This is a genomic window from Bacteroidia bacterium, assembly GCA_040880525.1.
Taxonomy (GTDB): domain Bacteria; phylum Bacteroidota; class Bacteroidia; order CAILMK01; family JBBDIG01; genus JBBDIG01.
The window spans coordinates 1-21825 of record JBBDIG010000017.1; the positions used below are offsets into that span (position 1 = coordinate 1).

At 44.2% G+C, this 21825-nt stretch carries 24 protein-coding genes and 1 tRNA gene; 12 read left to right on the forward strand and 13 right to left on the reverse strand.

The genetic code is table 11. The features are described 5' to 3' along the window. Positions 1-187, reverse strand: a 187-nt coding sequence (locus WD077_03960) for a hypothetical protein (GenBank protein MEX0966369.1), incomplete at its 3' end; no start/stop codon positions are given. Positions 188-295: 108 nt separating this feature from the next. Here WD077_03960 and WD077_03965 point away from each other — a divergent pair. Then, positions 296-1087: a peptidoglycan-binding domain-containing protein gene (locus tag WD077_03965; protein ID MEX0966370.1), complete on the forward strand. Its 792-nt coding sequence runs from the start codon at positions 296-298 to the stop codon at positions 1085-1087. Between the two features lie 331 nt (positions 1088-1418). Here WD077_03965 and WD077_03970 read toward each other — a convergent pair whose 3' ends face one another. The 5 genes from WD077_03970 to WD077_03990 form a co-directional block, all read right to left on the reverse strand. Beyond that, on the reverse strand, positions 1419-2684 hold the full coding sequence (locus WD077_03970; protein ID MEX0966371.1) for a DASS family sodium-coupled anion symporter: 1266 nt from the start codon (positions 2682-2684) through the stop codon (positions 1419-1421). Further along, positions 2685-2861 (reverse strand): hypothetical protein, encoded by a 177-nt coding sequence (locus tag WD077_03975; protein MEX0966372.1) that lies wholly within the window; start codon positions 2859-2861, stop codon positions 2685-2687. A 242-nt stretch (positions 2862-3103) separates the two neighbouring features. Continuing rightward, on the reverse strand, positions 3104-4576 hold the full coding sequence (locus WD077_03980) for an isocitrate/isopropylmalate family dehydrogenase (GenBank protein MEX0966373.1): 1473 nt from the start codon (positions 4574-4576) through the stop codon (positions 3104-3106). A 50-nt stretch (positions 4577-4626) separates the two neighbouring features. After that, a complete protein-coding gene (locus WD077_03985; GenBank protein ID MEX0966374.1) occupies positions 4627-5436 on the reverse strand; it encodes an inositol monophosphatase family protein in 810 nt (269 codons plus the stop codon). Between the two features lie 200 nt (positions 5437-5636). Continuing rightward, positions 5637-5843, reverse strand: coding sequence for a hypothetical protein (locus WD077_03990; GenBank protein MEX0966375.1), 207 nt, complete (start codon positions 5841-5843; stop codon positions 5637-5639). Between the two features lie 136 nt (positions 5844-5979). Here WD077_03990 and WD077_03995 point away from each other — a divergent pair, with 136 nt between their 5' ends. Continuing rightward, entirely contained in the window at positions 5980-6447 is a 468-nt protein-coding gene (locus tag WD077_03995) for a DUF4112 domain-containing protein (GenBank protein MEX0966376.1), read from the forward strand. Here the strand turns inward: WD077_03995 and WD077_04000 are convergent. Next, on the reverse strand, positions 6440-7120 hold the full coding sequence (locus WD077_04000; GenBank protein MEX0966377.1) for an ATP-binding protein: 681 nt from the start codon (positions 7118-7120) through the stop codon (positions 6440-6442). The genes WD077_03995 and WD077_04000 overlap by 8 nt on opposite strands. Positions 7121-7233: 113 nt before the next feature. Between WD077_04000 and WD077_04005 the strand changes: the two genes are divergently transcribed. Further along, positions 7234-7309, forward strand: a tRNA-His gene (locus WD077_04005). A gap of 48 nt (positions 7310-7357) precedes the next feature. Here WD077_04005 and WD077_04010 read toward each other — a convergent pair. Continuing rightward, entirely contained in the window at positions 7358-7969 is a 612-nt protein-coding gene (locus WD077_04010) for a TIGR04282 family arsenosugar biosynthesis glycosyltransferase (protein MEX0966378.1), read from the reverse strand. A 173-nt stretch (positions 7970-8142) separates the two neighbouring features. Here WD077_04010 and WD077_04015 point away from each other — a divergent pair, with 173 nt between their 5' ends. Together WD077_04015 and WD077_04020 are read left to right on the forward strand one after the other, a co-directional pair. Continuing rightward, a complete protein-coding gene (locus WD077_04015) occupies positions 8143-8589 on the forward strand; it encodes an Rrf2 family transcriptional regulator (GenBank protein ID MEX0966379.1) in 447 nt (148 codons plus the stop codon). 157 nt (positions 8590-8746) lie between these two features. Next, positions 8747-9667 carry a tryptophan 2,3-dioxygenase family protein gene (locus WD077_04020; GenBank protein MEX0966380.1) on the forward strand — a complete coding sequence of 307 codons (921 nt, stop codon included), beginning with the start codon at positions 8747-8749 and terminating at the stop codon, positions 9665-9667. A 158-nt stretch (positions 9668-9825) separates the two neighbouring features. On the opposite strand, the gene WD077_04025 is transcribed toward WD077_04020, so the two are convergent. After that, positions 9826-10524 carry a response regulator transcription factor gene (locus tag WD077_04025; GenBank protein MEX0966381.1) on the reverse strand — a complete coding sequence of 233 codons (699 nt, stop codon included), beginning with the start codon at positions 10522-10524 and terminating at the stop codon, positions 9826-9828. A 44-nt stretch (positions 10525-10568) separates the two neighbouring features. After that, positions 10569-11918: a HAMP domain-containing sensor histidine kinase gene (locus WD077_04030; GenBank protein ID MEX0966382.1), complete on the reverse strand. Its 1350-nt coding sequence runs from the start codon at positions 11916-11918 to the stop codon at positions 10569-10571. Positions 11919-12082: 164 nt separating this feature from the next. Between WD077_04030 and WD077_04035 the strand changes: the two genes are divergently transcribed. From WD077_04035 to WD077_04065, 7 genes are all read left to right on the forward strand, one after another. Next, complete coding sequence (locus tag WD077_04035; protein MEX0966383.1) at positions 12083-12400, forward strand: hypothetical protein; 318 nt, start codon at positions 12083-12085, stop codon at positions 12398-12400. A gap of 63 nt (positions 12401-12463) precedes the next feature. Next, positions 12464-13717: a pepsin/retropepsin-like aspartic protease family protein gene (locus tag WD077_04040; protein MEX0966384.1), complete on the forward strand. Its 1254-nt coding sequence runs from the start codon at positions 12464-12466 to the stop codon at positions 13715-13717. 191 nt (positions 13718-13908) lie between these two features. Continuing rightward, the gene (locus WD077_04045; GenBank protein MEX0966385.1) at positions 13909-15786 is read left to right on the forward strand and encodes a tyrosine/phenylalanine carboxypeptidase domain-containing protein; all 1878 of its coding nucleotides are present in this window, start codon (positions 13909-13911) and stop codon (positions 15784-15786) included. 5 nt (positions 15787-15791) lie between these two features. After that, positions 15792-16835: a glutathione synthase gene (locus tag WD077_04050; GenBank protein MEX0966386.1), complete on the forward strand. Its 1044-nt coding sequence runs from the start codon at positions 15792-15794 to the stop codon at positions 16833-16835. A gap of 264 nt (positions 16836-17099) precedes the next feature. Beyond that, positions 17100-17696, forward strand: coding sequence for a hypothetical protein (locus WD077_04055; GenBank protein MEX0966387.1), 597 nt, complete (start codon positions 17100-17102; stop codon positions 17694-17696). A gap of 327 nt (positions 17697-18023) precedes the next feature. Beyond that, positions 18024-19925, forward strand: a complete 1902-nt coding sequence (locus WD077_04060; protein MEX0966388.1) for a CBS domain-containing protein — start codon at positions 18024-18026, stop codon at positions 19923-19925. A gap of 16 nt (positions 19926-19941) precedes the next feature. Further along, positions 19942-20898: a succinylglutamate desuccinylase/aspartoacylase family protein gene (locus tag WD077_04065; protein MEX0966389.1), complete on the forward strand. Its 957-nt coding sequence runs from the start codon at positions 19942-19944 to the stop codon at positions 20896-20898. A 19-nt stretch (positions 20899-20917) separates the two neighbouring features. Here WD077_04065 and WD077_04070 read toward each other — a convergent pair whose 3' ends face one another. From WD077_04070 to WD077_04080, 3 genes are all read right to left on the reverse strand, one after another. Further along, positions 20918-21082, reverse strand: a complete 165-nt coding sequence (locus tag WD077_04070) for a hypothetical protein (protein ID MEX0966390.1) — start codon at positions 21080-21082, stop codon at positions 20918-20920. After that, a complete protein-coding gene (locus tag WD077_04075; protein MEX0966391.1) occupies positions 21079-21411 on the reverse strand; it encodes a hypothetical protein in 333 nt (110 codons plus the stop codon). The genes WD077_04070 and WD077_04075 overlap by 4 nt, the downstream gene beginning before the upstream one ends. A gap of 77 nt (positions 21412-21488) precedes the next feature. Continuing rightward, entirely contained in the window at positions 21489-21629 is a 141-nt protein-coding gene (locus tag WD077_04080) for a hypothetical protein (protein ID MEX0966392.1), read from the reverse strand. Between the last annotated feature and the right edge of the window lie 196 nt (positions 21630-21825).

The following is a 21825-nucleotide window of genomic DNA, read 5'->3' on the forward strand; positions in this document are numbered from 1 at the left end:
ACTTCGTACGTATTGCCACTAACAACCGCCAGGTCATCAAACGCGTTGTGATCGCCCAATAAGCATCCGCAACCGAAGACCAAACGGTTCGTTCTTTACCCAAGCCGCCCCAACTCATTGCAGTTGGGGCGGCTTTTTTTTGGGGTGTCTTACAGCCTTGCGGAAAAGCAAGATAAAAATCGCTCACCAGAACTGTTAGACACAATGGAAAACTATTGTTGAATTTTATAGCAGAAAATCACCAATCTAAAACCCATTATTTTCGTATTTTTAAACCTATAAAAAAACCGGCACAATGCAAAAAACTCATTATAAGAAGGAACTGACAATCAATGGGATCCTCAAAAACGGAGAGAGCGGCAACGAAGTGAAAAAAGTGCAAGAATGGCTGAACCTGTGGCGATATATAAAGCCGGAGTGGCTCAGCATAATCAGCATTGATGGTGACTATGGCGCCCAAACCAAATCAGCCGTAATGGAATTTCAGCAAATACACGGTCTTGAAACGGATGGTATTGCAGGGCCAGTCACTTTTGGTATGTTATCGAGTCCGTTGCGCAATGCTTTTGAGTCCATAGCGGGTTCTTCTGACCTGCGCGCACTGATCGTGTCTTATGCAAAGCAGCACCTCAGGAATATACCCCGCGAGTTAAACAGCAGGAACGAAGGCCCGTGGGTTCGAGCTTATATGGACGGAAATGAAGGGGCACCCTGGGCATGGTGCATGGGATTCGTGCAAACTATTCTGGACCAGGCATGCAACTCCGTTAATCAGAACTTTACGGCCATTATGCCACATTCCTATAGCTGCGATGTGGTAGGCAGCCACGGTCTTTCCAGGAACTCATTATTGCGAAATGAAAAAATACGAAACAATCCATCTCAGGTTCAGCCCGGAGATATATTCCTGAATGTTCGTACGCCCCATGATTGGGTTCATACCGGCATCATCACCGGCATTCAGGGAGACTGGTTCCACACCATAGAAGGAAATACCAATGATGAGGGTTCAAGGGAGGGATTCGAGGTTTGTAAAAGAATGCGCAACTTTATGAACCACAATATGGATGTTTTTAAAGTAAACTGATTATTGAATTAAAATACCCTTATATTTATTTTTAAATGATTTGAATAAAAATAAAAACGGCTGACAAGCCGTGCAAAGTCCATTAAATGCTTGCGCCTCTGAAGCATTTTCCTGCTGTTATTTTCATCTCTGTCTGCCGGAGTCTATCAAATAAAGAACTCCACAGGATTGTTGCCAGCACAGGATTTCAGCACCATGTTCAATTTCTATTCAATCCTAAAACATAACAGCCTGCAAGGATTAACGCATACAAACTGATCTCAAAAAACAATACCGTCCCAACTTTTAATATTTCCATTTAATTTCAGACGTGATTTACATTCTAATGCATTTAATTAAAGAAAAATGGAATTAAAAAATAGCAATAAGCTGTAATAATTATTACTGAAATGATATTCATAGAAAATCCTGCTTTCACCATATCCCTCATCTCCAGTTGACCACTGCCAAATACTACAGCGTTAGGAGGGGTTGCTACCGGCAACATAAAAGCACATGAAGCTGCGAGGGTTGCGGAGATCATCAGCCGATAGGGTGATACACCCAGGCCAAGGCTAAGAGAAGCAAGAACGGGCAGAAAGATCGTTGCAGTGGCCGTATTTGAAGTAATTTCCGTGAGGAAGTTGATCAATGCCACCACCAGCAGCATAAGGATGATCAGGTTCAGCCTGCCGGCTTCCGAGAGATGGCTGCCAATCCATTCGGCTAATCCCGAAGTGGTAAACCCCTCTGCTATGGCTAAACCTCCTCCAAAAAGCAGCAAAATGCCCCAGGGCAACTTTTTGGCTGTGTCCCAATTCATCAGTCGCTCTCCTCCCTTTGCAGGAATGATAAACAGTAGCGTTGCCCCGGCCAGGGAAATCATTGTGTCGTTGAGTTGCGGAATTATCTTCGTCAGCCAGAATGAACGGGAGATCCAGCAAAAGGCGGTAAGGCAAAAAATTATCAGTACCCGTTTTTCTTCCACGGTTATTTTCCCTAATTCATGCAGTTGTCGTTTTAGATCTTCATTGCCCTGGACCAGTTGATGATCACCAACATTAAAAAACCATACGAGATACACCCAGCATACACCCAGAAGGATCAATGATAGCGGCAGCGCAAAAAGCAGCCAATCCGAGAAGAATACTGTATTTCCGAGTGTATCCTCCACTATGGCCGCCATTACGATATTTGGCGGAGTGCCGATCAGCGTAGCAAGGCCCCCAATAGAGGCGGCATAAGCGATGGCCAGCATAAGAGGCTTGGCCAGAACGCTCTTTCTGGCTGCACCGCCATTTTGAATTTCCAGGGACCTGGATTCTTGTAAGATAATGGCCAGCCCAATGGGCAACATCATCATGGCTGTTGCCGTGTTTGATATCCACATTGAAAGGAAAGCGGTTGCCACCATAAATCCGAGGATCAGCATTTTAGAACGGGTGCCGGTACGCGAAATAATATTGATCGCAATGCGCCTGTGTAAATTCCACCGCTCCATGGCAAGTGCCAGCAGGAAACCTCCCATGAACAGAAATATCACGGAATCACCATAGGCGGAAGTAGTAGATGCTATATCCGCAGCACCCGTGAGCGGAAACAAGATAATGGGAAGCAGTTAGGTGACCGGAAGCGGCACCGCCCCGGTAATCCACCAAGCGGCTACCCAGCAGGTTACTGCCATAACTGCCTTGGCGGCCAGACCCATTGCGCCTTCATCCACGCCCGTCCAGACCAGCAGAAAAAGGAAAGGCCCCGAAAGCAAACCCGCTAATGGACCTAATTTTTTTAGCATGAATTATTTGTGTTTCCGGCCACAAGATAAGGGTACAAGACAGTATGCAGAATTCACAACCGGATTACAACTGTAGCACTTTCTAATTTCCGGGGAAAGGATAACCGCTAACTGCATTCGTCATGCGGAGGGGGAATATGGCAATTGCTTTACAGGATTTTTCCTATTTTAGAATAATACTACCTGAACTGCCTGCAGAATTTTGGATTCTTTACAATTACAGTGTATTTCTGTTTCGCTTGTTACTGCCCCTGCGCCAGTGAAAACCCGCGCTCTCCATCAAAATATTTCAGAATAAAAACATGCCCTATCACAATTTTTTCTGACAGCCGGACGGAAAGTTCCAGCAATTCCTTTTCAGTTGTCTGCACGTTTTCATCTTTCACTTCAATACGAAGGCGAGCGTAACCTACAAGTTCCGTGAATTTGGAAGCAGTGGGCCATACGATCGTTCCCCGGTTGCTCACAAATGTGAGTTTAAACTTGGGAGGTAATTCTTTCAGAACCACGTTTGCGATCTCTTCCGGTTGCTGCTGAGTTTCGCAGCCAATGTCAATACCCCGCACCTGGGCCTGAGGATTCCTACTGGTTTGCAACACTATTTGCTTTTCGGGAAGGCGGGGTGCCGAAAACATTTTCTTATTGGTTTTTACTGTATGCACAGGTTCTGTTCGCTCCGGCTTACTTCCCAGGTTATTAATAATTGCCTGCGCAAAACCTTCTGTGTTTTCCGATGCCGATCCCGGTTCGCCAAAATCGCCAGTATGTATGCCTTGCTCCAGTGTGTAATAGAGCGAATTCTCTACCTGGTCAGCCTGCGCGGCCAGGCCCAGGAACCGCAACATATACAGGCCGCTCAGCAGTAGTGAAGTAGGGTTAGCGATGTTCTTTCCTGCAATATCAGGAGCCGTACCATGCACTGCCTCGAATATGGAGATATTGTCGCCAATGTTGGCACCAGGAGCAAACCCAAGTCCGCCTACCAGTCCCGCGCACAAATCCGAAATAATGTCTCCCTGCAGGTTGGTAGCTGCTATCATTTTAAACCGGTCCGGCCAGCGAACCAGCTTCATGCAGAGATCATCAATGATGACATCATCGGTTTTAATATCAGGATATTCTTTCGCGATCTCATAAAACGTGTTAAGGAACATGCCATCCGTGAGCTTCATTATATTAGCTTTATGCGCACAGGTAACGTGATCGGTTCCCTGCCTTCTGGCGGTTTCAAACACAAAGCGCATGAACTGTTCGCTACCTCCCCGGCTCACCAGACGCAGCCCCAGCGCCATATCATAAGCCGGCAGGTATTCGATGCCTCCGTAGGTGTCCTCAATATTTTCGCGGACAATGGTGATGTCAATGGGAATTCCTGCCTTTGAGAAAACAGTATTGACGCCCTCCAACGTTTTAAATTTACGCACGTTGGCGTATGTATTCCAAAGCTTACGGGCTGTTACGTTGATGCTTTTAACCCCTTTCCCTTTTGGCGTTTCCATGGGTCCTTTAAAAAGAACGCCCAGTTTTTCGATCGTTGCACGCGCATCTTCCGTCATACCGGCTCCATATCCTTTGTCGAAAATGGACTTTCCCATATCTACATATTCATAATGAAGCGGTACCTGCGCTGCCTCAAAAATATTGATCACCGCCTTCATTATTTCAGGGCCAATTCCATCTCCATTGGCTACAGCTATTATTTGTTTTTCTGACATCTGCAATTAAAATTATTCATGTTTCTCAATACTTCTACAGATCTATTGTTTTAACCTGCTTGTGCATTCTTTGAAAAAGCTTTATGTACAATCTTCAGGAAAGCATCTCCAATTTTACCGTTGGTTGCAATTATTTCCTTCCCGAACAGGTAATTTCCTCCGCCTTCAAAATCGTAGATCTCACCACCGGCTTCTTTTACGATGAGTGCTGCCGCAGCCACATCCCAAGGGCTCAGGCCATATTCATAAAAAGTATCGAACTGACCCTCCGCCAGGTATACCAGATCCAAGGCTGCTGAGCCAAGCCGCCTCACACCATGTGTATACCTCATACAATACTCAAAAACCTCCATGTATTCCGGCAGCCTTCCATAATCCCTGGAAGGAAATCCGGTTGCCACCAGCGAATCATCAAGCGTCTGCACATCGCTTACTCTGATCGTTTCTCTATCGCGCCATGCACCTCCTCCCTCCCAGGCATAATAGGCACGGCTTGTCTCTACCTCGTATACCACGCCCATTCGCACCGCTCCGTTATGATAAAGTGCGATGCTGATGCAATAAATTGCCATGCCGTGTACAAAATTGGTAGTGCCGTCAATGGGATCAATAATCCAGGTCAGGTCAGTTGCTTCAGCCTCTGCAGCGGTTTCTTCGGCCAGGAATGTAGCTCCGGGCAGGATCTGCGATAACCTCTCTTTCAGTCGCTTTTCTGTCTCAATATCAAGATAGGAAACCAGATCATTGAAGCCTTTGCTGCGAATATCGCTGATATTGAAATGTTTCTTTTCCTCAAGGATATATTCCGCAGTTTCGCCTGACAGCGAGATTACCTGTTGGCAGAGGTCCTCATAATTCATAGATCGGGGATTTGTAAATTGAATGCAATAATAAGTTTTATATATCTTGGGAAGGGCAATTTTATAGTAGCATTTACCTTTGAATTTTAAACAATTATTTTAATATTTAACATTTAATAATTAACAAAAAAGGCCATAAGAATTTGATACCGCCAGTAAAAACTGCGGTTCTTTTTTATAAAACAATATTGTTCCCGGAATCAGGGAGCTAAGTGCCTGGTTTTGATCATAAGGCCAATTCCTGCCAACGCCAGCAGCAGTGAAATAATAAGCATTATGGTCATTAATACAGGTGCTCCATAAACCACACTTGTGGTGTTAAAAACACTGAGCGTTGACGGGATTAACATAAAGCCTCCAATCAAAAAAAAGGCATATCCCAGGATCCGGAGTGTACGGCTTTTCATAACAGCAGGTTTTAATTTAATGATACTGAAAGTATATTATCAATGCACTTAATCCTGAATTTGTTCCACATATCTGTTTCATGCTAATTTATTTGGTTCCCACCCAACGTTTTTTGGTTTTCCTCATTTAAAAGAAATGACTACAGAAAAAGGTGTAAAAGAATTCCGGAATATTGAAAAGGTGGCTGATCTGCTGGACAGCAAATTCCGGATACCCGGAACGAAATTCCGCTTCGGGCTGGAACCGGTGATCAGCCTCATTCCATTTTTGGGCGATGGCGTAACGCTGATCATGCAGGGCGGGCTGGTCTTAATTATGGCGAGGCATGGCGTCAGCGGCCGCGTAGTGGCGCTGATGGTGGTGAATGTGCTCCTGGATTTTCTTATCAGCAGCATTCCGCTCATCGGAAATATCTTCGACTTTTTCTTCAAAGCCAATACCCGCAACCTGAAGCTCCTGAAGGCGCATTATACTGAAGGCCGGCATCAGGGAAGCGCTGCCAAAGTGATCGTAATTGCTGCTATTGTGTTGCTGGTCGCAGCCATCCTGCTGCTATGGGCGCTGTGGGAAGTGCTGGAATGGGCATGGCATGCCGTTACCTGATCTGATCCTGCCCTTCCGTCTGCGGATGTCCTTGCGTAAAATAGGTTTCGTCAGTGGTAATATGGATTTCGATGATCCCGATGGCCGCCAGGTTTATCAGGATGTTCTCCGCCTTGCGCTTGCTGATGCGGGTTAGTGTCCCGAATTCTCCGAGGGTGATCTTCTTATGCTCCAGCAAATATGCCAGCAGCAGATTTTCTTCTTCCGAATATTTTATCACCGTCTGCTTCTCCTGGCGCTTGCGCCTGATGGTTTCCAGCCAGATCCGGTTGGCCAGCAGGTTATTGTCCTCAAAGCGGATATACGCCAGCCACTTGCCTTTTTCATCCATCGCATAGTGAGGTTTTTTATCGCTTTCAGCTATATAAACTTCCAGGACCATCCGGTCGTCTACCTCCCACTCCTGCGTTTCAAACTTTACTTCAGGTTTGGTATACATTGTTGCGGCAGCCTCTATCATATAGTACTCCTCATCAGAGCGAACTCCGGCAATCTGTCCGTTATCTTTCACGCCAATCAGCAGCCTGCCTCCCTGAGTATTGGCGAAGGCCACCAGGGTTTTAGCAATTTTCCTTGAGTTTGAAATATTAAATTTAAAATCAAGATGCTGGTTTTCGCCCTGCAGGATGAGTTGCTTGACGCGATGCAGGGGACTCTCGAATTCGAAGTGCATGACAGGCAGGTTTAAGGAACTAGTAAAAAAATAACGCCAAAGGAATTAATAAAATGCGGCAGGCCGGGCTTATTTTATCAGAACTTCGCCTTAATTTTGTGGCCTTTAAAAACGGTGGTTGTAGCTCAGTTGGTTAGAGCACCAGTTTGTGGCACTGGGGGTCGTGGGTTCAAATCCCATCTTCCACCCTTCTGAGAAAGGCGCTGAGGCATAGCTTCCAGCGCCTTTTTTTTATGCTTAGCTGATCAGCTTTTTGAGCGGCCCCAGGTCTTCCTCACGATCTACATCCAGAAGCTTTTCAAACACAAAACACTTCAGGCCGAGCTTGTCCATTTCATCCACGGTTTCCGCAAAAAGCACCTCTGATCCCCAGGACTTTTCATCGAACAACGAGGAATGCAGCTTATTCATGCCAATCATGTAATAGCCCCCGTCTTCTGTCGGACCAATTACCACGTCTACGTTATCCAGCTTTTTATAAGCATTCTCTATAATGGAAGGCCGCAGCTTCGGGCAGTCAGGGCTGATGACGAGTACTTTATCAAAATCCTCCTTAAACGCATCAGCGAAGGCATTCTTCATTTTTTCCCCTAAGCCGTCCCCTTTCTGCAGCAGCTTCAGAAATTCGTTCGCGTTCCATTCATCTTTTGCCGGGATATAATCGCTGTAAAAAAGCCAGTTATCCGTATTATCCACCTCTTCTATTACTCCTCTGGTATGCTCCAGCAAGCGGTGATATACCTTCAAGGCACTGCTGTTACCAATGGTGCTGGCCAATCTGGTTTTTACTTTCCCGATCACGGGGTTCTTTATAAAGATGAGCAGTGCTTTTTTGATGCTGTTTCCCATTGTTTCAATATTCTGAATTGTTTCGGCCAAAACTATAAAACATCAGGAGAAAACAATGGCTAAAAAATGAAACAACCTTACCCGGATATTAGAGGACTTAAATATCCTGTATTTACAAAGGGCACTTTACCTTTGTCAAATAAACAGGAGGAAAGAAAAATCCATCCCAGCCTATGCTGAGCAAAACGAGCGAGTACGCCATCAAGTCTCTTATTTATCTGGAATCAAAACCCGGTAGAAAGGGGAAGGTTGGCGTTGAGGAAATTGCAACGGCCATTCGCTCTCCGAAATCTTTTACCGCAAAGGTTCTGCAGCGGCTCGCCAAAGCGGGATTGATCAGCAGTCTTAAAGGTCCGGCAGGAGGATTTTCCATAGCGCGCGACCGCGATGCCATATCCCTGATGGAAGTGATCCTGGCAATGGAGGGCGAAACCGTATTCCAAAAATGCGGACTTGGGCTGGACCGGTGCAGCGCTGCCCAACCATGCCCGCTTCATCATGAATACGAGAAAATTCGAAACGACTTTAGAGACCTGATGGCACGGCAAACCATCCAAATGCTGGCAGCTAAACTTACAGACGGTACCGCTCAACTGAGATTCACAGAAATTGATATTTAACTGCATTTAATTTTATTAAAACAATAAGCTATGAAATTAAATTTTGAAATAAATTATTTTGACACTCCTGTATTTTTAATATTTGTTTTTAAAATTAAAAGCGATACACTTAATCCCAGGTTTAATTCAAACATTTCACTTAATTAAATTTACAAAAATGGATCAGAAATTATTAGATCAAATAAAAGCAAAATACGAAAGTTTGGGCGAAAACCCGGAAACCTATCTGAAGGGTTTGCTTGAGGCTCGTCCGGTTACCTACTGGGACTATGTGGAAGTGGATACCCTGCTCTCACTGCAAAAGCCCCGCACCGGTTATAAGGATGAAGAGATCTTTATCATGTATCATCAGGTGACGGAACTGACGCTGAAACTGATCCTCCACGAACTGAAGCAGATCACCGGTGAAAACGATCCCGATGCGATGGCTATAGCGGCCAAGGTGAGGCGAGTCATTCGTTATACTGATATGCTCATCACCTCCTATGACGTGATGCGGGATGGGATGGATTATGACGACTACAATGCATTCAGGATGACGCTTGCGCCCGCCAGCGGTTTCCAGAGCGCTCAGTTCAGGTTTATCGAACTTCATTGCACACCTCTGCCAAACCTGATAAATGAACATGGTAAAAGACATTTGCCAGACAATCCTTCCGTGGAAGACTACTTCCGGAACATATACTGGCGGGATGCCGGCTATAGCCGCGAAACAGGAAAAACCACGCTAACATTGAATCTTTTTGAAGAAAAATATCTGGACAGCTTTATTGCCCTTGCCAAAGCGTTGGCAGGCAAAACGCTGGATGACAAGATGAGAAACCTGGCAGAAAAAGCGCCTCCTGAACTTACAGCAGCTTTGCGCGATTTCGACCGGTTTTATAATATTGAATGGCCGCTCGTGCATCTGCGAACAGCGCAGCACTACCTCGACCGAAAAGGCGAAACCAAAGCCGCTACCGGTGGCAGCCAATGGAAAAAATACCTGCACCCGAAATATCAGCAGCGCAAGTTCTTTCCCTCACTTTGGACGGATGAAGAAAAAGATAATTGGGGAAATGATCCTGGGCAGTTTTAATATTAAAAAATCCATTAAAAATAAAAACACTTCCAAGCACTTATTAATTAAATTGAAAAAACAAGGGTAATATAAGTTTTAGCTTTTAATAATTAATTTAATATTACAAAAAGCCAATTGCCAACGTCCAATTGCTAATTGCTAATTGCCAACCACCTCTACTGCTCCACCAGCAACCGGTATCCCTTGCCATGTACGTTCATAATCTGAACCCGGGGATCCTGCTTCAGGTATTTGCGCAGCTTGGTGATGTAAACGTCCATGCTGCGGGCAGTGAAGTAGTCATGCTCATTCCATATCTCCTTCAGCGCCACATCGCGGCTGAGGACATTATTCTGATGCAGGCAAAGCATCCTTAGCAACTCTGATTCTTTGGTACTTAGTTTACGGGATTCCGGTCCGCACTTCAGCGTTTGATGGTCCGGATCAAATATGAAATCCCCGAATTTCATCTCCCCGCTCAGTCCGTTCTGGTTTGGCAGATTTCCGGTTCGTCTCAATATGGCGTTTACACGATACAGCAATTCTTCCATGCTGAATGGTTTCGTCAGATAATCGTCAGCGCCCACCTTGAATCCAGTCAGCCGATCCTCTTTTTCAGATTTTGCAGTTAGAAAAATGATGGGTGGATGATTCGGGTTGCGTGCATGAATATCACGGGCCAGCGTAAATCCATCTTTGCGGGGCAGCATAACGTCAAGGATCAGCAAATCAAATTTACCGTCTTCGTAGCGCGCCAGGCCCTCATCGCCATCCCTGCAAAGCCTCACCGAATAATCTTTCATTTCCAGATATTCCTTCAGCACGATGCCAAGATTCTCATCATCTTCTACCAATAATATATTTGCCTTGCTCATTGAGTAATTATTTAAACCAACCTTTTCTGAATAGTTTATCCCAATTAATGCTCATGTTTTAATGGAAACCAAAGCGTAAACGCACTTCCCTTGCCTGGTGAGCTTTTAAGGCTTACGTGTCCGCCATGCGCATCTACAATTGATTTTACATAGCTGAGGCCCAGGCCAAAGCCTTTGACATTGTGCAGGTTTCCTGTCGGGATTCGATAGAATTTCTCGAATACCCTTCGCTGTTGTTCCTGGCTCATACCGATGCCATTGTCAGCCACCGATATTTGCAGGCCGGAGTTCACCGGCTCAGCCGACACGGTAATGACAGGTTTGCTTTCTGTGTATTTCATGGCATTGTCCAGCAAGTTGCCGAGCACATTAATAAAGTGCATCCGGTCTGCACAAATGCTCAGCGGTTCCGTCAGTGGCTTGTAGTGCATTTCACCGCCCTTTTCCTCCACCAGCATTTGCATGCTTTCCACCACATCAGTTATTGCTTCCCTGGCATCAAACCAATCCTTCTCCATCGTAACCTGTCCTTTTTCCATTTTGGCTATCTGCAGCACCCGCTCCACCTGGCTTTCCAGGCGCTTAGTTTCGCTGGAAATAATGCCGGTAAACCGGTCCAGCAATTCCTGTGTGCGATCAAGCTCTGAATCACGCAATGCCTGCGTAGCCAGCGAAATTGTGCTGATGGGTGTTTTCAACTCATGCGTCATATTATTAATGAAGTCCGTCTTCATAGCAGAAAGCTTTTCCTGGCGCAGCAAATTATTCACCATCCAGAAAAATGAATACACAATAATGAGGATAAAAAGCCCAGAGAAAAGCAACATCCAGAGGACGCGCTTTAGCAGGTAGATCTGCTGGTCAGGAAAGCTAACGACCAGCATTGTGGATTGATCCGCAAAAATATCTGTGGGGAAAAGGGCAGCACGAAACTCACTTCTCGCCAGATTGGCTTGCGTAGCCTCGGAACTCAGATAAAGGAAGCTGTCTTTTGCATCATTAATTATGGCAGTTTCAAAATTCAGTTGCAGATCCCGGTTTTCAAATTCCTGTTGCAGGTATTCTTCCAGTTTTGCATAGTCAAGGCGCTCATCAATCTCCTGGCCCTGGCGGCTCAGGTCTATCGCTATCCCCTGAAGCATTTCCAGGCGCGCCTGGTCTGCCTTCTTTGGTAAGTGTATTTCAGTAAATACCCATTTTTTCTCTACATATTCATAAATGGTTCGCTTTTCCAGCCGCTCGGCCACGCGCTGCAATGCCGCATTTACATGTATCTCAAATTTATTGCGGTTCTCTTCCAGGGCCGTTCGTATCCACATAGCCTGGATCACCATAAGGCCAATCATAGAAGCTGCAGCAAGCGCTATCAGAAAATGAATTTTATACTTTCTCACAAAACAAATTTATAAGCTATTAAACGTGCTATTCGCTGTTTAACATACTTTAACCTTTATTCTATCTTCGTTAACTCACTTTAATATAACCATCATCCACCTTTGTGTTCATAATTGAAACGCGATTACTTTTTGGTTTAAATTTAAAACTGAAGGCAAGCACGATGAAACGATTGAAAAAATATCTTGGAACGGCCGCAGGAGCAATGGCCCTCCTCGCCACGATGCCCTCCCTGACGGCACAAATTTATAATAATCCCCAATGGAATGAACCGGTGCTGCTGGCCTCCGGAGAACCGGTTAAAAAGGAATCTTCTAAGCCTGGGGATTCGATAGAACTTGACCTTGCGCTCATCAATGAATTGCAAATGCTTACGGCTGAAAATGCCGATAGTGTAACGCCAAAGAAAGCGACTGCTGCTTCTGAAAAAATAGAAAAACCTGAAGTTGTTCCGGATCATCAATGCCGTCAGAAGAAGTGATGGTCCGCAACTGCCACGGAAAATCGTATGACCAAAATCCTGAAGTCATTTAAAATAAAGAGAATGAAGAAGGTCAAAGTCCTGTTGTCCATGCTTTTTCTGACACAAATATCAGTTGCTCAGGATATTGATATATGCAGAAGAGTTGTGGATCTTAGCATTGAAGCAATCAATAACCAATCCTCTACAAATCTGAATAATCATCTGTCTGATGATTTTACTATGGCTGGACAAAAAGGAGAGACAGCAAAATTGGTCTTAGCCCAACTTTTATCGCAATTAGGAGAAAATGTAAAGTCCCACGAAGAAGTAAATCAAAATAAATTGAATGAAGGGCTGGAACTAAAGTACAGAATAGAGTATGAAAAAATGGGCATCAAAGAGGCTACGTTCATTTTCGATAAGAATAATATGATAAAGGGTCTCAACCTTTTTAAGATAGAAGTTAAAACTTTAAATGATAAAAGTGAAATAAAAAAACCCAACAAGGACATCATTGAGGTTCCTTTCTATATGGCAGGTAATTTAATTGCAGTAAATGTTCTCTTAAATGGAGAAAAAAGAACATTCATTCTGGACAACGGTTCGCCCAAAGTCATACTCAACTCAAAATACTTTTCCGGAAAAGAGAGGAGCCAAAGAACTATTTCATCATCAAAAGGGGTAAGTGGGAACATTTCGGGGATGGATATAGAGAACGTAGAGCAGCTTGATTTTGGTGGTATTCAGCTCATTAATCAAGAGGTAATTACTCTTGACTTATCTCATTTGGAAGAAAAATTAGATACAGATATTTATGGACTTATTGGATTTGATCTCATTAAGGATTATGATATAATATTTAATTACAAGACGCTCAAACTCACCTTTATTAATCCAGATATTTTTGAGAAATATAGAGACGAAAATTTGCTACACAATAATTTAAGCTCAGTTCCATTCATGTTAGAAGGACATATACCGGTGGTTGAAGCACAAATTAACAATAAAACTTTAGCCTTTGGGATCGACTGCGGTGCTGAATCAAATTTGATTGATGATCATTTAATTCAATCCCTAAAAGGGCAGGTAAAGCGAATTAAAACTGACAGATTAGTAGGTGCTGAGAACAACCCCAAGGAGATTAAAATTGGCAAAATTAAAAATACCTTAGTAGGGAAAAAGGAATTTAAAAACCTGCCTACTGCGTTTAGTGATATATCTCATTTAAATGAAGCTTATGGACTTAAACTTGACGGCTTGATCGGTTATCAAGTATTATCGAAGCAACGAACACTCCTTTCGTTTGCCCGAAAGGAGATGATATTTATTGAATGATAAAATTGCGAATGGAAAGGCGAATCAGCGACAGGCTTTTTCATTACTTTAAAATTTAGTCGGTTTAATCTTCATGTATTCCTGTAGACGTGGGTTCTGAGATCGTTCGGAACCCGCGTCTCTTTGTTTCGGGCCAGCCCATTTCTTTTTCCAAAACATTTCGGTTTGGCGCCTTGTATTTTATAACTAATATGAAGCAAGAACCAATATCCGATTCCTTTATTGAGAAAGTTATCGCCACTATAGAAAAAGGCAGTTGGCTGGCGAAAAGGCTTCCGAGGCACGGGAAGATCAGCATTGAAAAGCAGTTGCCCTACCTGATGGTATACCGCTACCCCAGCCGCGAAGATGATGCAGCGACCTTTAAGCTGGTTTTGTCAGAATCATCCTATTTGCTTACTTCCAGGAACGACTACGAAACCTATCAAATCAGGAAACTGGTAAAAGCAATTGCCAATAAATTTTCAGTCCTGTTTCGCTCCTTTATGCTTTTTGAAATTTGGAGCGCTGACGAAGAAGACGATAACACCTTTAAGATAAAATGCCCTGTCGATGAGGCCCAAAGCACCGTAGAAATTCTTGAGCAAGAGTTGCAGAAAGTAAAGCGTCTCTATGCCTTTGCCAAAGTGGAAAAGGAATGCAATGACGTGCGCTATCCCAAGGGTTTTGAGCCGTTGCTTTCGCTGGAAGAGTGCAAGGATATCGGGATTTTACTGATCGGATTGCAAGTGCCTTCGCTGTTCAAAGATTCATTGGCAAATCAGCGCTATCCATTGCTCTTCCGAAGGTTGCAAAACCTGCTTTCCGGTGTATTTAAAAAAACCATTTACGACTTCATCCGGGTACAAACCACCTGTCCCGTTTCCAGCTATCAGAAGCTTGGAAGACGGACGCTGGATCGCAGCGTGTGGCACGTGGATAAGGAACTTGCCGCCATTGAGCAGAGCTACCAATTCCTGCTGCTTATATCCCCTGTAAACAGCCAGAGCGAATGGCTGAAATTCAGAAAGATGAAGTACAGCAAGAATCCGGAATTCCACTACCGCCTGCTACCTGTAGATCCTGACGAACTGAAAAGACGCCTCTACAAACTCAATCTGAAAAAGATCCATGATTCTGCGATGGCCTTTCTGCTGCGCGATAAACGGGAGGAACTGGATAAGCAGATCACGATGCTGGGCGAAAGGAATTCCAGATCCTTTATGCACAACAGCATCCGACTTTTCAATGGCATTGAAAACCGCTTTGTAAAAATAGCCGAGGGGTTGCTGGCTTCGCTGGACGTAACAATTGAACATGCTCCCAAAATGATGGAAAACCGGGAGAAACCGGTTGGCGCAAAAGAATTTGCAAAAAAGGCCGGGGAAGAATTTGATCATTACAGGAAAATCTATCCTGATTTTTCTTCAAGGATTGAGGTGCGTGATGACCTGACCGGCTTGATGGTATCACAGGGAAATCTGCTGATTCCTTCAATATTGAAAATTTCCAGGTCGCGATTACAGCCGCTGCTGCAGCATGAGGTCGGCATCCATGTGCTGACCTACCAAAACGGGACTGCACAGCCGTTCCGGCAATTATATAGCGGACTGGCCGGCTACGAGGAGTTGCAGGAGGGACTGGCCGTATTATCCGAATATCTGGTAGGAGGCCTTGATCGTCCGCGTTTGCGGTTGCTGGCCGCCCGGGTGGTGGCGGCCCATTCAGTGATGGAGGGAGCCGAATTCGTGGAAACTTTCCGGCTGCTTACGGGAACCTATCAGTTCACCCCAAAAACCGCCTTTGGTATCGCCACCCGCGTGTTTCAGGGTGGCGGATACATTGGCGATGTAATTTACCTGCGCGGCCTCACACGCCTCATGAAGCACCTCGAAAATGGTGGTGAACTTGAACCGCTCTTCATTGGAAAAATCGCTGAAAAGCACATTTCTGTTATGCATGAATTGCAGGAACGGGAAGTTCTTAAACCCGTTCCCCTTGTTCCACGTTACCTTGATCTCCCCTCTGTCCGGAAACGGCTGGACAAAGTCAAAAAAGGAATTCAACTCATCAATTTATTAGAGAAATAACATATATGAATATTTGCTTTCTGGTCAATCAGATCAGCACAGAATACCCAACCTATGCTTCCATACTTCTTGCTTTCGCAGCGCATAAACGCGGGCATAACGTTTACCTGGCAGAAGTAGGCGGACTCACCTATTATCCTGATGGCCAGATGGGCACAAGAGCCCGGCATGTTCACAGCAGAAAATTTAAGAACACGACCACTTTTCTTGAGGCCCTGAAAAACAAGGTCAATTCAACTCAAGTATTTACCCGGGAACTTGATGTGCTTTGGCTCCGCTACAATCCGGCTGAAGAAGTTGACAACCGGTCATGGGCACAAAATGCTGGGATCGTCTTCGGACAAATAGCTGAGAAAAATGATGTGCTGGTGCTAAATCATCCTGGTACGCTTTCGTTTGCCATCAATAAAATGTACTTCCAGCACTTTCCTGCCATCGTGCGGCCGCGAACCATTATTACGCGTAACGCAGATGAGATTATGAATTTTTATGAGCAAATGAATAAGCAGATCGTGCTGAAACCACTCCTGGGTTCCGGAGGCACGGATGTATTTCTGCTGAAAGATGAAGCCACCAACCTGAACCAGATCGTTCAGGCCATCAACCGGTCGGGCTACGTGATAGCCCAGGAATACCTGCCTGAAGCGGTGAAAGGCGATACACGAATCCTGATGGTAAACGGAAAACCGCTCACCGTTAAGAATAAATATTGTGCGATCAGCCGTGTGAATAAAACCAATGACGTACGCAGCAACATCAGCGCTGGTGGCGTTCCCAAAAAAGCAAAAATAACGGACAAGATGCTGGAACTTGCCGGGATCGTTGGACCCAAGCTCAGGCATGACGGACTTTTTTATGCCGGGCTTGACATTGCAGGCGACAAACTAATGGAGATCAACGTAATAAGTGCTGGAAACCTCCAAAGCGCCTGCACTCTCGAAGAAACAGATTTTACCGCTCCAATCATTGATGCAATAGAACGGAAGGTGTATTACAGAAAGCTATACGGTAACTCACTCACCAACCGCGAGCTTGCTACCATGGATTGAAATGCGATCCGCGTTAAAAGCAAGCATTCTTACCTACGTATTTTTGCCGACATTTTCTGATGGCTCTGATCTGCAATCATTGCAAACGACATCCTTCCTACCATCACAGAAAAAAATTTCATATTTTAATACTCTGATAATCTTTGTTTTATAGCATATATCACCCACTATAATAAAAATACTTAAGTATACGTAAACAATTACGTAGTTATCGCGTTTATAATACTAAACAACGATAACAAACATCTCTAAAATATACACGTCATGAAAGCTGCAATCAAAACCACGATCATATTCGCAATAGCACTTTTTACTGCGCAACTTTCAACTGCGCAAGCTCAGGATAGCAAAACGCAATACTGCATCAAGCATACCTGCTACATCGTTAATCCGGCTACTGCTGAGAAACAGCAACAATTCAATGCCGATAATCAAAAAGCGGAAAAATCAGCCAAACTCATGTTGCGAAATCTCATCAATGAAATTGAAATGTCCATTGAATATGGCCAATACCTGCGCCAGTCATCATTTGTACAAAACGAGGATGGCTCGCTTACCGCCAATGTAGATTTTCAAAAAATATTTGAAAACTACGACCTGAATTATAATGAAGTTAAATTCATTGCTACGGCTAAAACCAAAGAAAATGGCTCCTTGCGCGATGTGCTACTCACTGCAAGTGAACTGCAGGAAGGCCTGACTATTTATCCCGATAAAAATGGTGAATTTAAACTGGAGTTAATGTTCCTGTTGAATGACGTCAGTTCTGAAAGACTGAACGTAACCGGTAACATGCAGGAGTATTTCTCATTCGCCATTCCTGTTAAAATTAGCGAGCAGAATCAACTTGCCGCTAAATAACAGTAGCCCCCGGTCAAACTAATTATCCAATTATCAAGGATAAAAAACCTCGTGTTATAAAACCCGGGGTTTTTTGTATTTAATCTTTATCCCAATTATAATTTTTCATATTTAAATACATAAATAAGAACCTTGTATTGTGAATTATCACTGGTATTATCAGGAAATTTTCTCATGTTCTGTTTGCCCGGATTTCCCTTTCCTGCCGGATTGCGGAAGAAGGCATTTTGTTCCTGTAAAGGCTCAACTAATCACGGTTCGCCTTGTTGAAAGGATACAATTTTTTAAACATTCATAATCCATAATTAATCAAGCTAAAAACAACTAATGGGGAGTAAAAAAATAAAGCTTCTTGACAATATATCTGACCGCAAAGTCTTTAGCCAGCATTTGCTGAAAGACATGCGCGCCCTGGAGAAAATGCTTCAGGAAGATAAATTTGAGAAGGGCGTGCAGCGCATTGGCGCAGAACAGGAAATCTGCATGATAGATAAATCAATGCGCCCGGCACCCATCGTTATGGAAATGCTAAAGAATATCCGGGATGATCACTTCACGACTGAATATGCAAAATTCAACATGGAGATAAATCTGGACCCGCAGCCCTTTACGGGAAAATGTTTTTCCAAAATGAAAACGCAACTCACCAGGTTCCTTAAAAAAGCAGAGAACGCTGCAAATAAATTTGAAAGCAACGTGATCCTGGCCGGTATTCTCCCTACTATTCGTGAATCGGATATGCGCATGGAGAACCTCACCCCGGAGCCCCGGTTTGAAGCCTTGAACAGCATCATTCATAAAATGCGGGGCAGCAATTACGAATTCAGCATTCGCGGAATTGACGAGCTCATCAGCCGCGAAAATCCCACGGTGTTTGGCGGAAGCATTACCAGTTGGCAAGTTCACCTTCAGGTAGACCCGCAGGACATTGTGGAAAAATTCAATTGGGCGCAAGCCATTGCAGGCCCTTCGCTTTGCATTGGCACCAATTCTCCCATTTTCCTGGGTAAAAGACTTTGGAAGGAAACGCGCATGGCCATCTTTCAGCAGTCGAGCGACATCAGGCGGAAGCACGCTATGAAACGCGAAAAAAGCGCGCGTGTGGAATTCGGAAACAATTGGGTGGAAGGTTCCATTACAGAACTATTCCGGGAAGACCTGGCGCGCTACTCCCTCCTGTTGGGAACCGAGGTAGAAGAAGATTCCCTGGAAGCGCTGGCTACCGGAAAAGTACCACAGTTAACAGCCCTTACTTTCCAGAACGGTATGGTATATCGCTGGAACCGCGCCTGCTACGGGATCACGGATGGCAAGCCCCACCTGCGGATCGAAAACCGGCTGCTCCCCTCCGGCCCAAGTGTGGAAGATGAAATAGCCAACTCAGCTTTCTGGCTGGGACTGATGAATGGAATGCCTGATTCTTACAAAAACATCAGTAAAAAAATGGAATTCGATGATGCCAAAACGAATTTTATAAATGCTGCGAGGATGGGTCTTGACGTGCAGTTTCAATGGATGAAAAACAGCAAACCGGTAACTGCGCAGGAACTGTTGCTGAAGGAGATGCTGCCGATTGCCCGCCAGGGATTAGCGAACGCAAAGATCAACAAAGAGGAAGCAGCCCACTACCTGGGAATAATAGAAGAACGGATAAAAAGCCGGCAAACAGGATCGAAATGGATACTGGACTCTTATGCGCAGCTTAATAAAAACATGAAAAAGGATGAAAGCATCCTGACCCTGACAGAAGCAATGGTAGTGCGCCAGCGCGAAGGAAAACCGGTACATAAATGGAACCTGGCCCAGCCTGACGAAGCGGGATCAACCGCGCAAAAGTTCTCGCGCATTGACCAGCTTATGACAACGGATCTTTTTACCGTTCAGGAAAATGACCTGATTGACCTCGCTGCCAGCATCATGAACTGGAAAAAAATCGGACATATCCCCGTGGAAGACGAGAAAGGAAAACTGGTGGGGCTGATCACGAAAAATTCACTGCTCAGCTATTTTGTGGAAAGAATTGGCGACCAGGTGGAATCGCATCCGGTAAAGGATCTTATGATCAATAATCTGGTGACAGTAAAACCGGATACGCCCATTAAAAATGCCGTAAAAATGCTGATGGAAAAAAATATAACATGCCTGCCGGTAGTGGAAAAAGGTAAACTCCTTGGCCTCGTTACCGAACATGACATTGTGAAAATAGCACGGAATCTTTTTAACGACTAAACCAAAAACTAAAGTTATGGTAGAAGTACTGATAAAAGCCACCGAAGAAAAATTTGAAACCCGCAGAGAATTAGGCTCCTACACCGGCACTGAAGAGGGGCCGGTCCTGGTAGTATTTGGCGGAATCCATGGCAATGAGACCTCCGGGATTTGTGCCTTGCAAAAAGTGCTGACCAAACTGGAGCGGCTCCAACTTCCCTTCCGGGGCCGGCTCATTGCCCTGGCCGGTAACCTGAGAGCCCTGGAAAAAGGAGACCGCTACATTGATATGGACCTGAACCGCCTTTGGACAAATGATAAAGTGGCCGCCATTATGAAAGACCATGAAACCGTGGCGAAAGACATTTCCGAAGCCCATGAACTCTTTGAACTTAATAAGATAATTCTCAAGGAAATTGAAGAAGCAGGCGAGCGTAAGATCTACTTCCTGGATCTGCATACAACCTCCTCCGTGAGCCAGCCTTTCATCAGCATTGATAGTCTCCCGATCAACCGGAAAATGGCCAATCTCTTTCCGGTATACACCATTCTGAATAAACCGGGTGTACTTACCGGAACGCTTACCCACCATATAAATGAAATGGGTTATCCGGCAATATGCTACGAGGCCGGGCAACATGATGCGCTTTCATCCATCGAAAACCAGGAAGCAATAATATGGCTCGCCCTTAGTGCTGCCGGCCTGATGCGTGATGATGACATTCCGAGGTACCAATTATTTTATGAAGAGCTCTCCAAATCCACGACCGAAGGCAGGAAAAATTTCCGGATGGCCTTTCGATATTCTATTCATATTGATGAACAATTTAAAATGGAACCCGGCTATGTGAATTTCGAAAAAATAAAGGCAGGACAAATATTGGCTCGAAATCAAAAAGGTGCAATTAAAGCAGAAATTGATGGCCGCCTTTTCATGCCGCTCTACCAGCCACAGGGAAATGACGGCTTCTTCATAATAGAAGAAGTGATATAGTTTTTATACTCAGAAATAATTAATCCCTTAACAATTGCGCCATTGCTTTTTTGTGCTCTTCATGGGTTTTAAATTTAGCATTTTGGACATCTTTAAGCACACGCTTGATATCAGCAATTTGCTTTTCCGATAAATTAATAACTTTCTCCTCACCTGTGCTCATTTCAATTAAGGCTGCGTTCATTCGTGATTGATGGTGTTTCGTTCTGGTCTTATTCTTTTCCCGGCCACCGTTAATTCAAATAAAACTTCATGGGCAATATCCAAAGGACCTTTTTTGATTTTTCCATCATAGTCTTTAAACTCCAATCCCTTTTCCCAATACAACGTTGAGCCGTCACATTTTACTTCAGCAAATCGCTTCTTATCCGCTAATTGAGCATAAGAATTTTCAGGATTCTTAGCTTTTTCCATAATAAATTCAGTTAAATCAATTTTTCTGACCACCCCGTCATTCCACAAACAGGTAACGGTATAGTCATTTATTTCCTTTATACTTTTTATCCATTTCATTATGATAGTGGTTCTATTTTTTTAAAGGTTCTATAACCATTCATTTATTGCTTTTTGTGTCCTGATGGCTATAAGTTTTACTTCTTGCAATCTTTCTGATTTTTCCCACCGGAATTTTCAACTTCCTTCATTTTTCTCAGGTATTCCTTCTCTTCTTTAAGCGTCATGTTTTGGATGTCAATATTTATCTTATCCCGGATGGCTCTGAGTTTTTTCACTCAACCCTTATGAGTTTTGACTTTCGTCCTAATCATCTTAAACAATTTCATTAGGTGTTCTGATCAACGCTCATAAAAGGAAACTATGTCTATGGAAAATTTTCATCAAAATAACCTCCGAAAACGGATGTCTCCAAATAAACTGATTTCAGCATGTCTTTTAATCTTAATAAAGCCTTTGGCAACTCCCCCACCT

Bases quoted from the DNA above. Each gene is read 5' to 3' on its own strand.
- WD077_03965 (MEX0966370.1), top strand. From the start codon at position 296: ATGCAAAAAACTCATTATAAGAAGGAACTGACAATCAATGGGATCCTC.
- WD077_04020 (MEX0966380.1), top strand. From the start codon at position 8,747: ATGGATCAGAAATTATTAGATCAAATAAAAGCAAAATACGAAAGTTTG.
- WD077_03995 (MEX0966376.1), top strand. From the start codon at position 5,980: ATGACTACAGAAAAAGGTGTAAAAGAATTCCGGAATATTGAAAAGGTG.
- WD077_04050 (MEX0966386.1), top strand. From the start codon at position 15,792: ATGAATATTTGCTTTCTGGTCAATCAGATCAGCACAGAATACCCAACC.
- WD077_04045 (MEX0966385.1), top strand. From the start codon at position 13,909: ATGAAGCAAGAACCAATATCCGATTCCTTTATTGAGAAAGTTATCGCC.
- WD077_03990 (MEX0966375.1), bottom strand. From the start codon at position 5,843: ATGAAAAGCCGTACACTCCGGATCCTGGGATATGCCTTTTTTTTGATT.
- WD077_03980 (MEX0966373.1), bottom strand. From the start codon at position 4,576: ATGTCAGAAAAACAAATAATAGCTGTAGCCAATGGAGATGGAATTGGC.
- WD077_04070 (MEX0966390.1), bottom strand. From the start codon at position 21,082: ATGAACGCAGCCTTAATTGAAATGAGCACAGGTGAGGAGAAAGTTATT.
- WD077_04010 (MEX0966378.1), bottom strand. From the start codon at position 7,969: ATGGGAAACAGCATCAAAAAAGCACTGCTCATCTTTATAAAGAACCCC.
- WD077_04025 (MEX0966381.1), bottom strand. From the start codon at position 10,524: ATGAGCAAGGCAAATATATTATTGGTAGAAGATGATGAGAATCTTGGC.
- WD077_04075 (MEX0966391.1), bottom strand. From the start codon at position 21,411: ATGAAATGGATAAAAAGTATAAAGGAAATAAATGACTATACCGTTACC.
- WD077_04000 (MEX0966377.1), bottom strand. From the start codon at position 7,120: ATGCACTTCGAATTCGAGAGTCCCCTGCATCGCGTCAAGCAACTCATC.
- WD077_04060 (MEX0966388.1), top strand. From the start codon at position 18,024: ATGGGGAGTAAAAAAATAAAGCTTCTTGACAATATATCTGACCGCAAA.
- WD077_04035 (MEX0966383.1), top strand. From the start codon at position 12,083: ATGAAACGATTGAAAAAATATCTTGGAACGGCCGCAGGAGCAATGGCC.
- WD077_04065 (MEX0966389.1), top strand. From the start codon at position 19,942: ATGGTAGAAGTACTGATAAAAGCCACCGAAGAAAAATTTGAAACCCGC.
- WD077_04015 (MEX0966379.1), top strand. From the start codon at position 8,143: ATGCTGAGCAAAACGAGCGAGTACGCCATCAAGTCTCTTATTTATCTG.
- WD077_03985 (MEX0966374.1), bottom strand. From the start codon at position 5,436: ATGAATTATGAGGACCTCTGCCAACAGGTAATCTCGCTGTCAGGCGAA.
- WD077_03975 (MEX0966372.1), bottom strand. From the start codon at position 2,861: ATGCTAAAAAAATTAGGTCCATTAGCGGGTTTGCTTTCGGGGCCTTTC.
- WD077_04055 (MEX0966387.1), top strand. From the start codon at position 17,100: ATGAAAGCTGCAATCAAAACCACGATCATATTCGCAATAGCACTTTTT.
- WD077_04040 (MEX0966384.1), top strand. From the start codon at position 12,464: ATGAAGAAGGTCAAAGTCCTGTTGTCCATGCTTTTTCTGACACAAATA.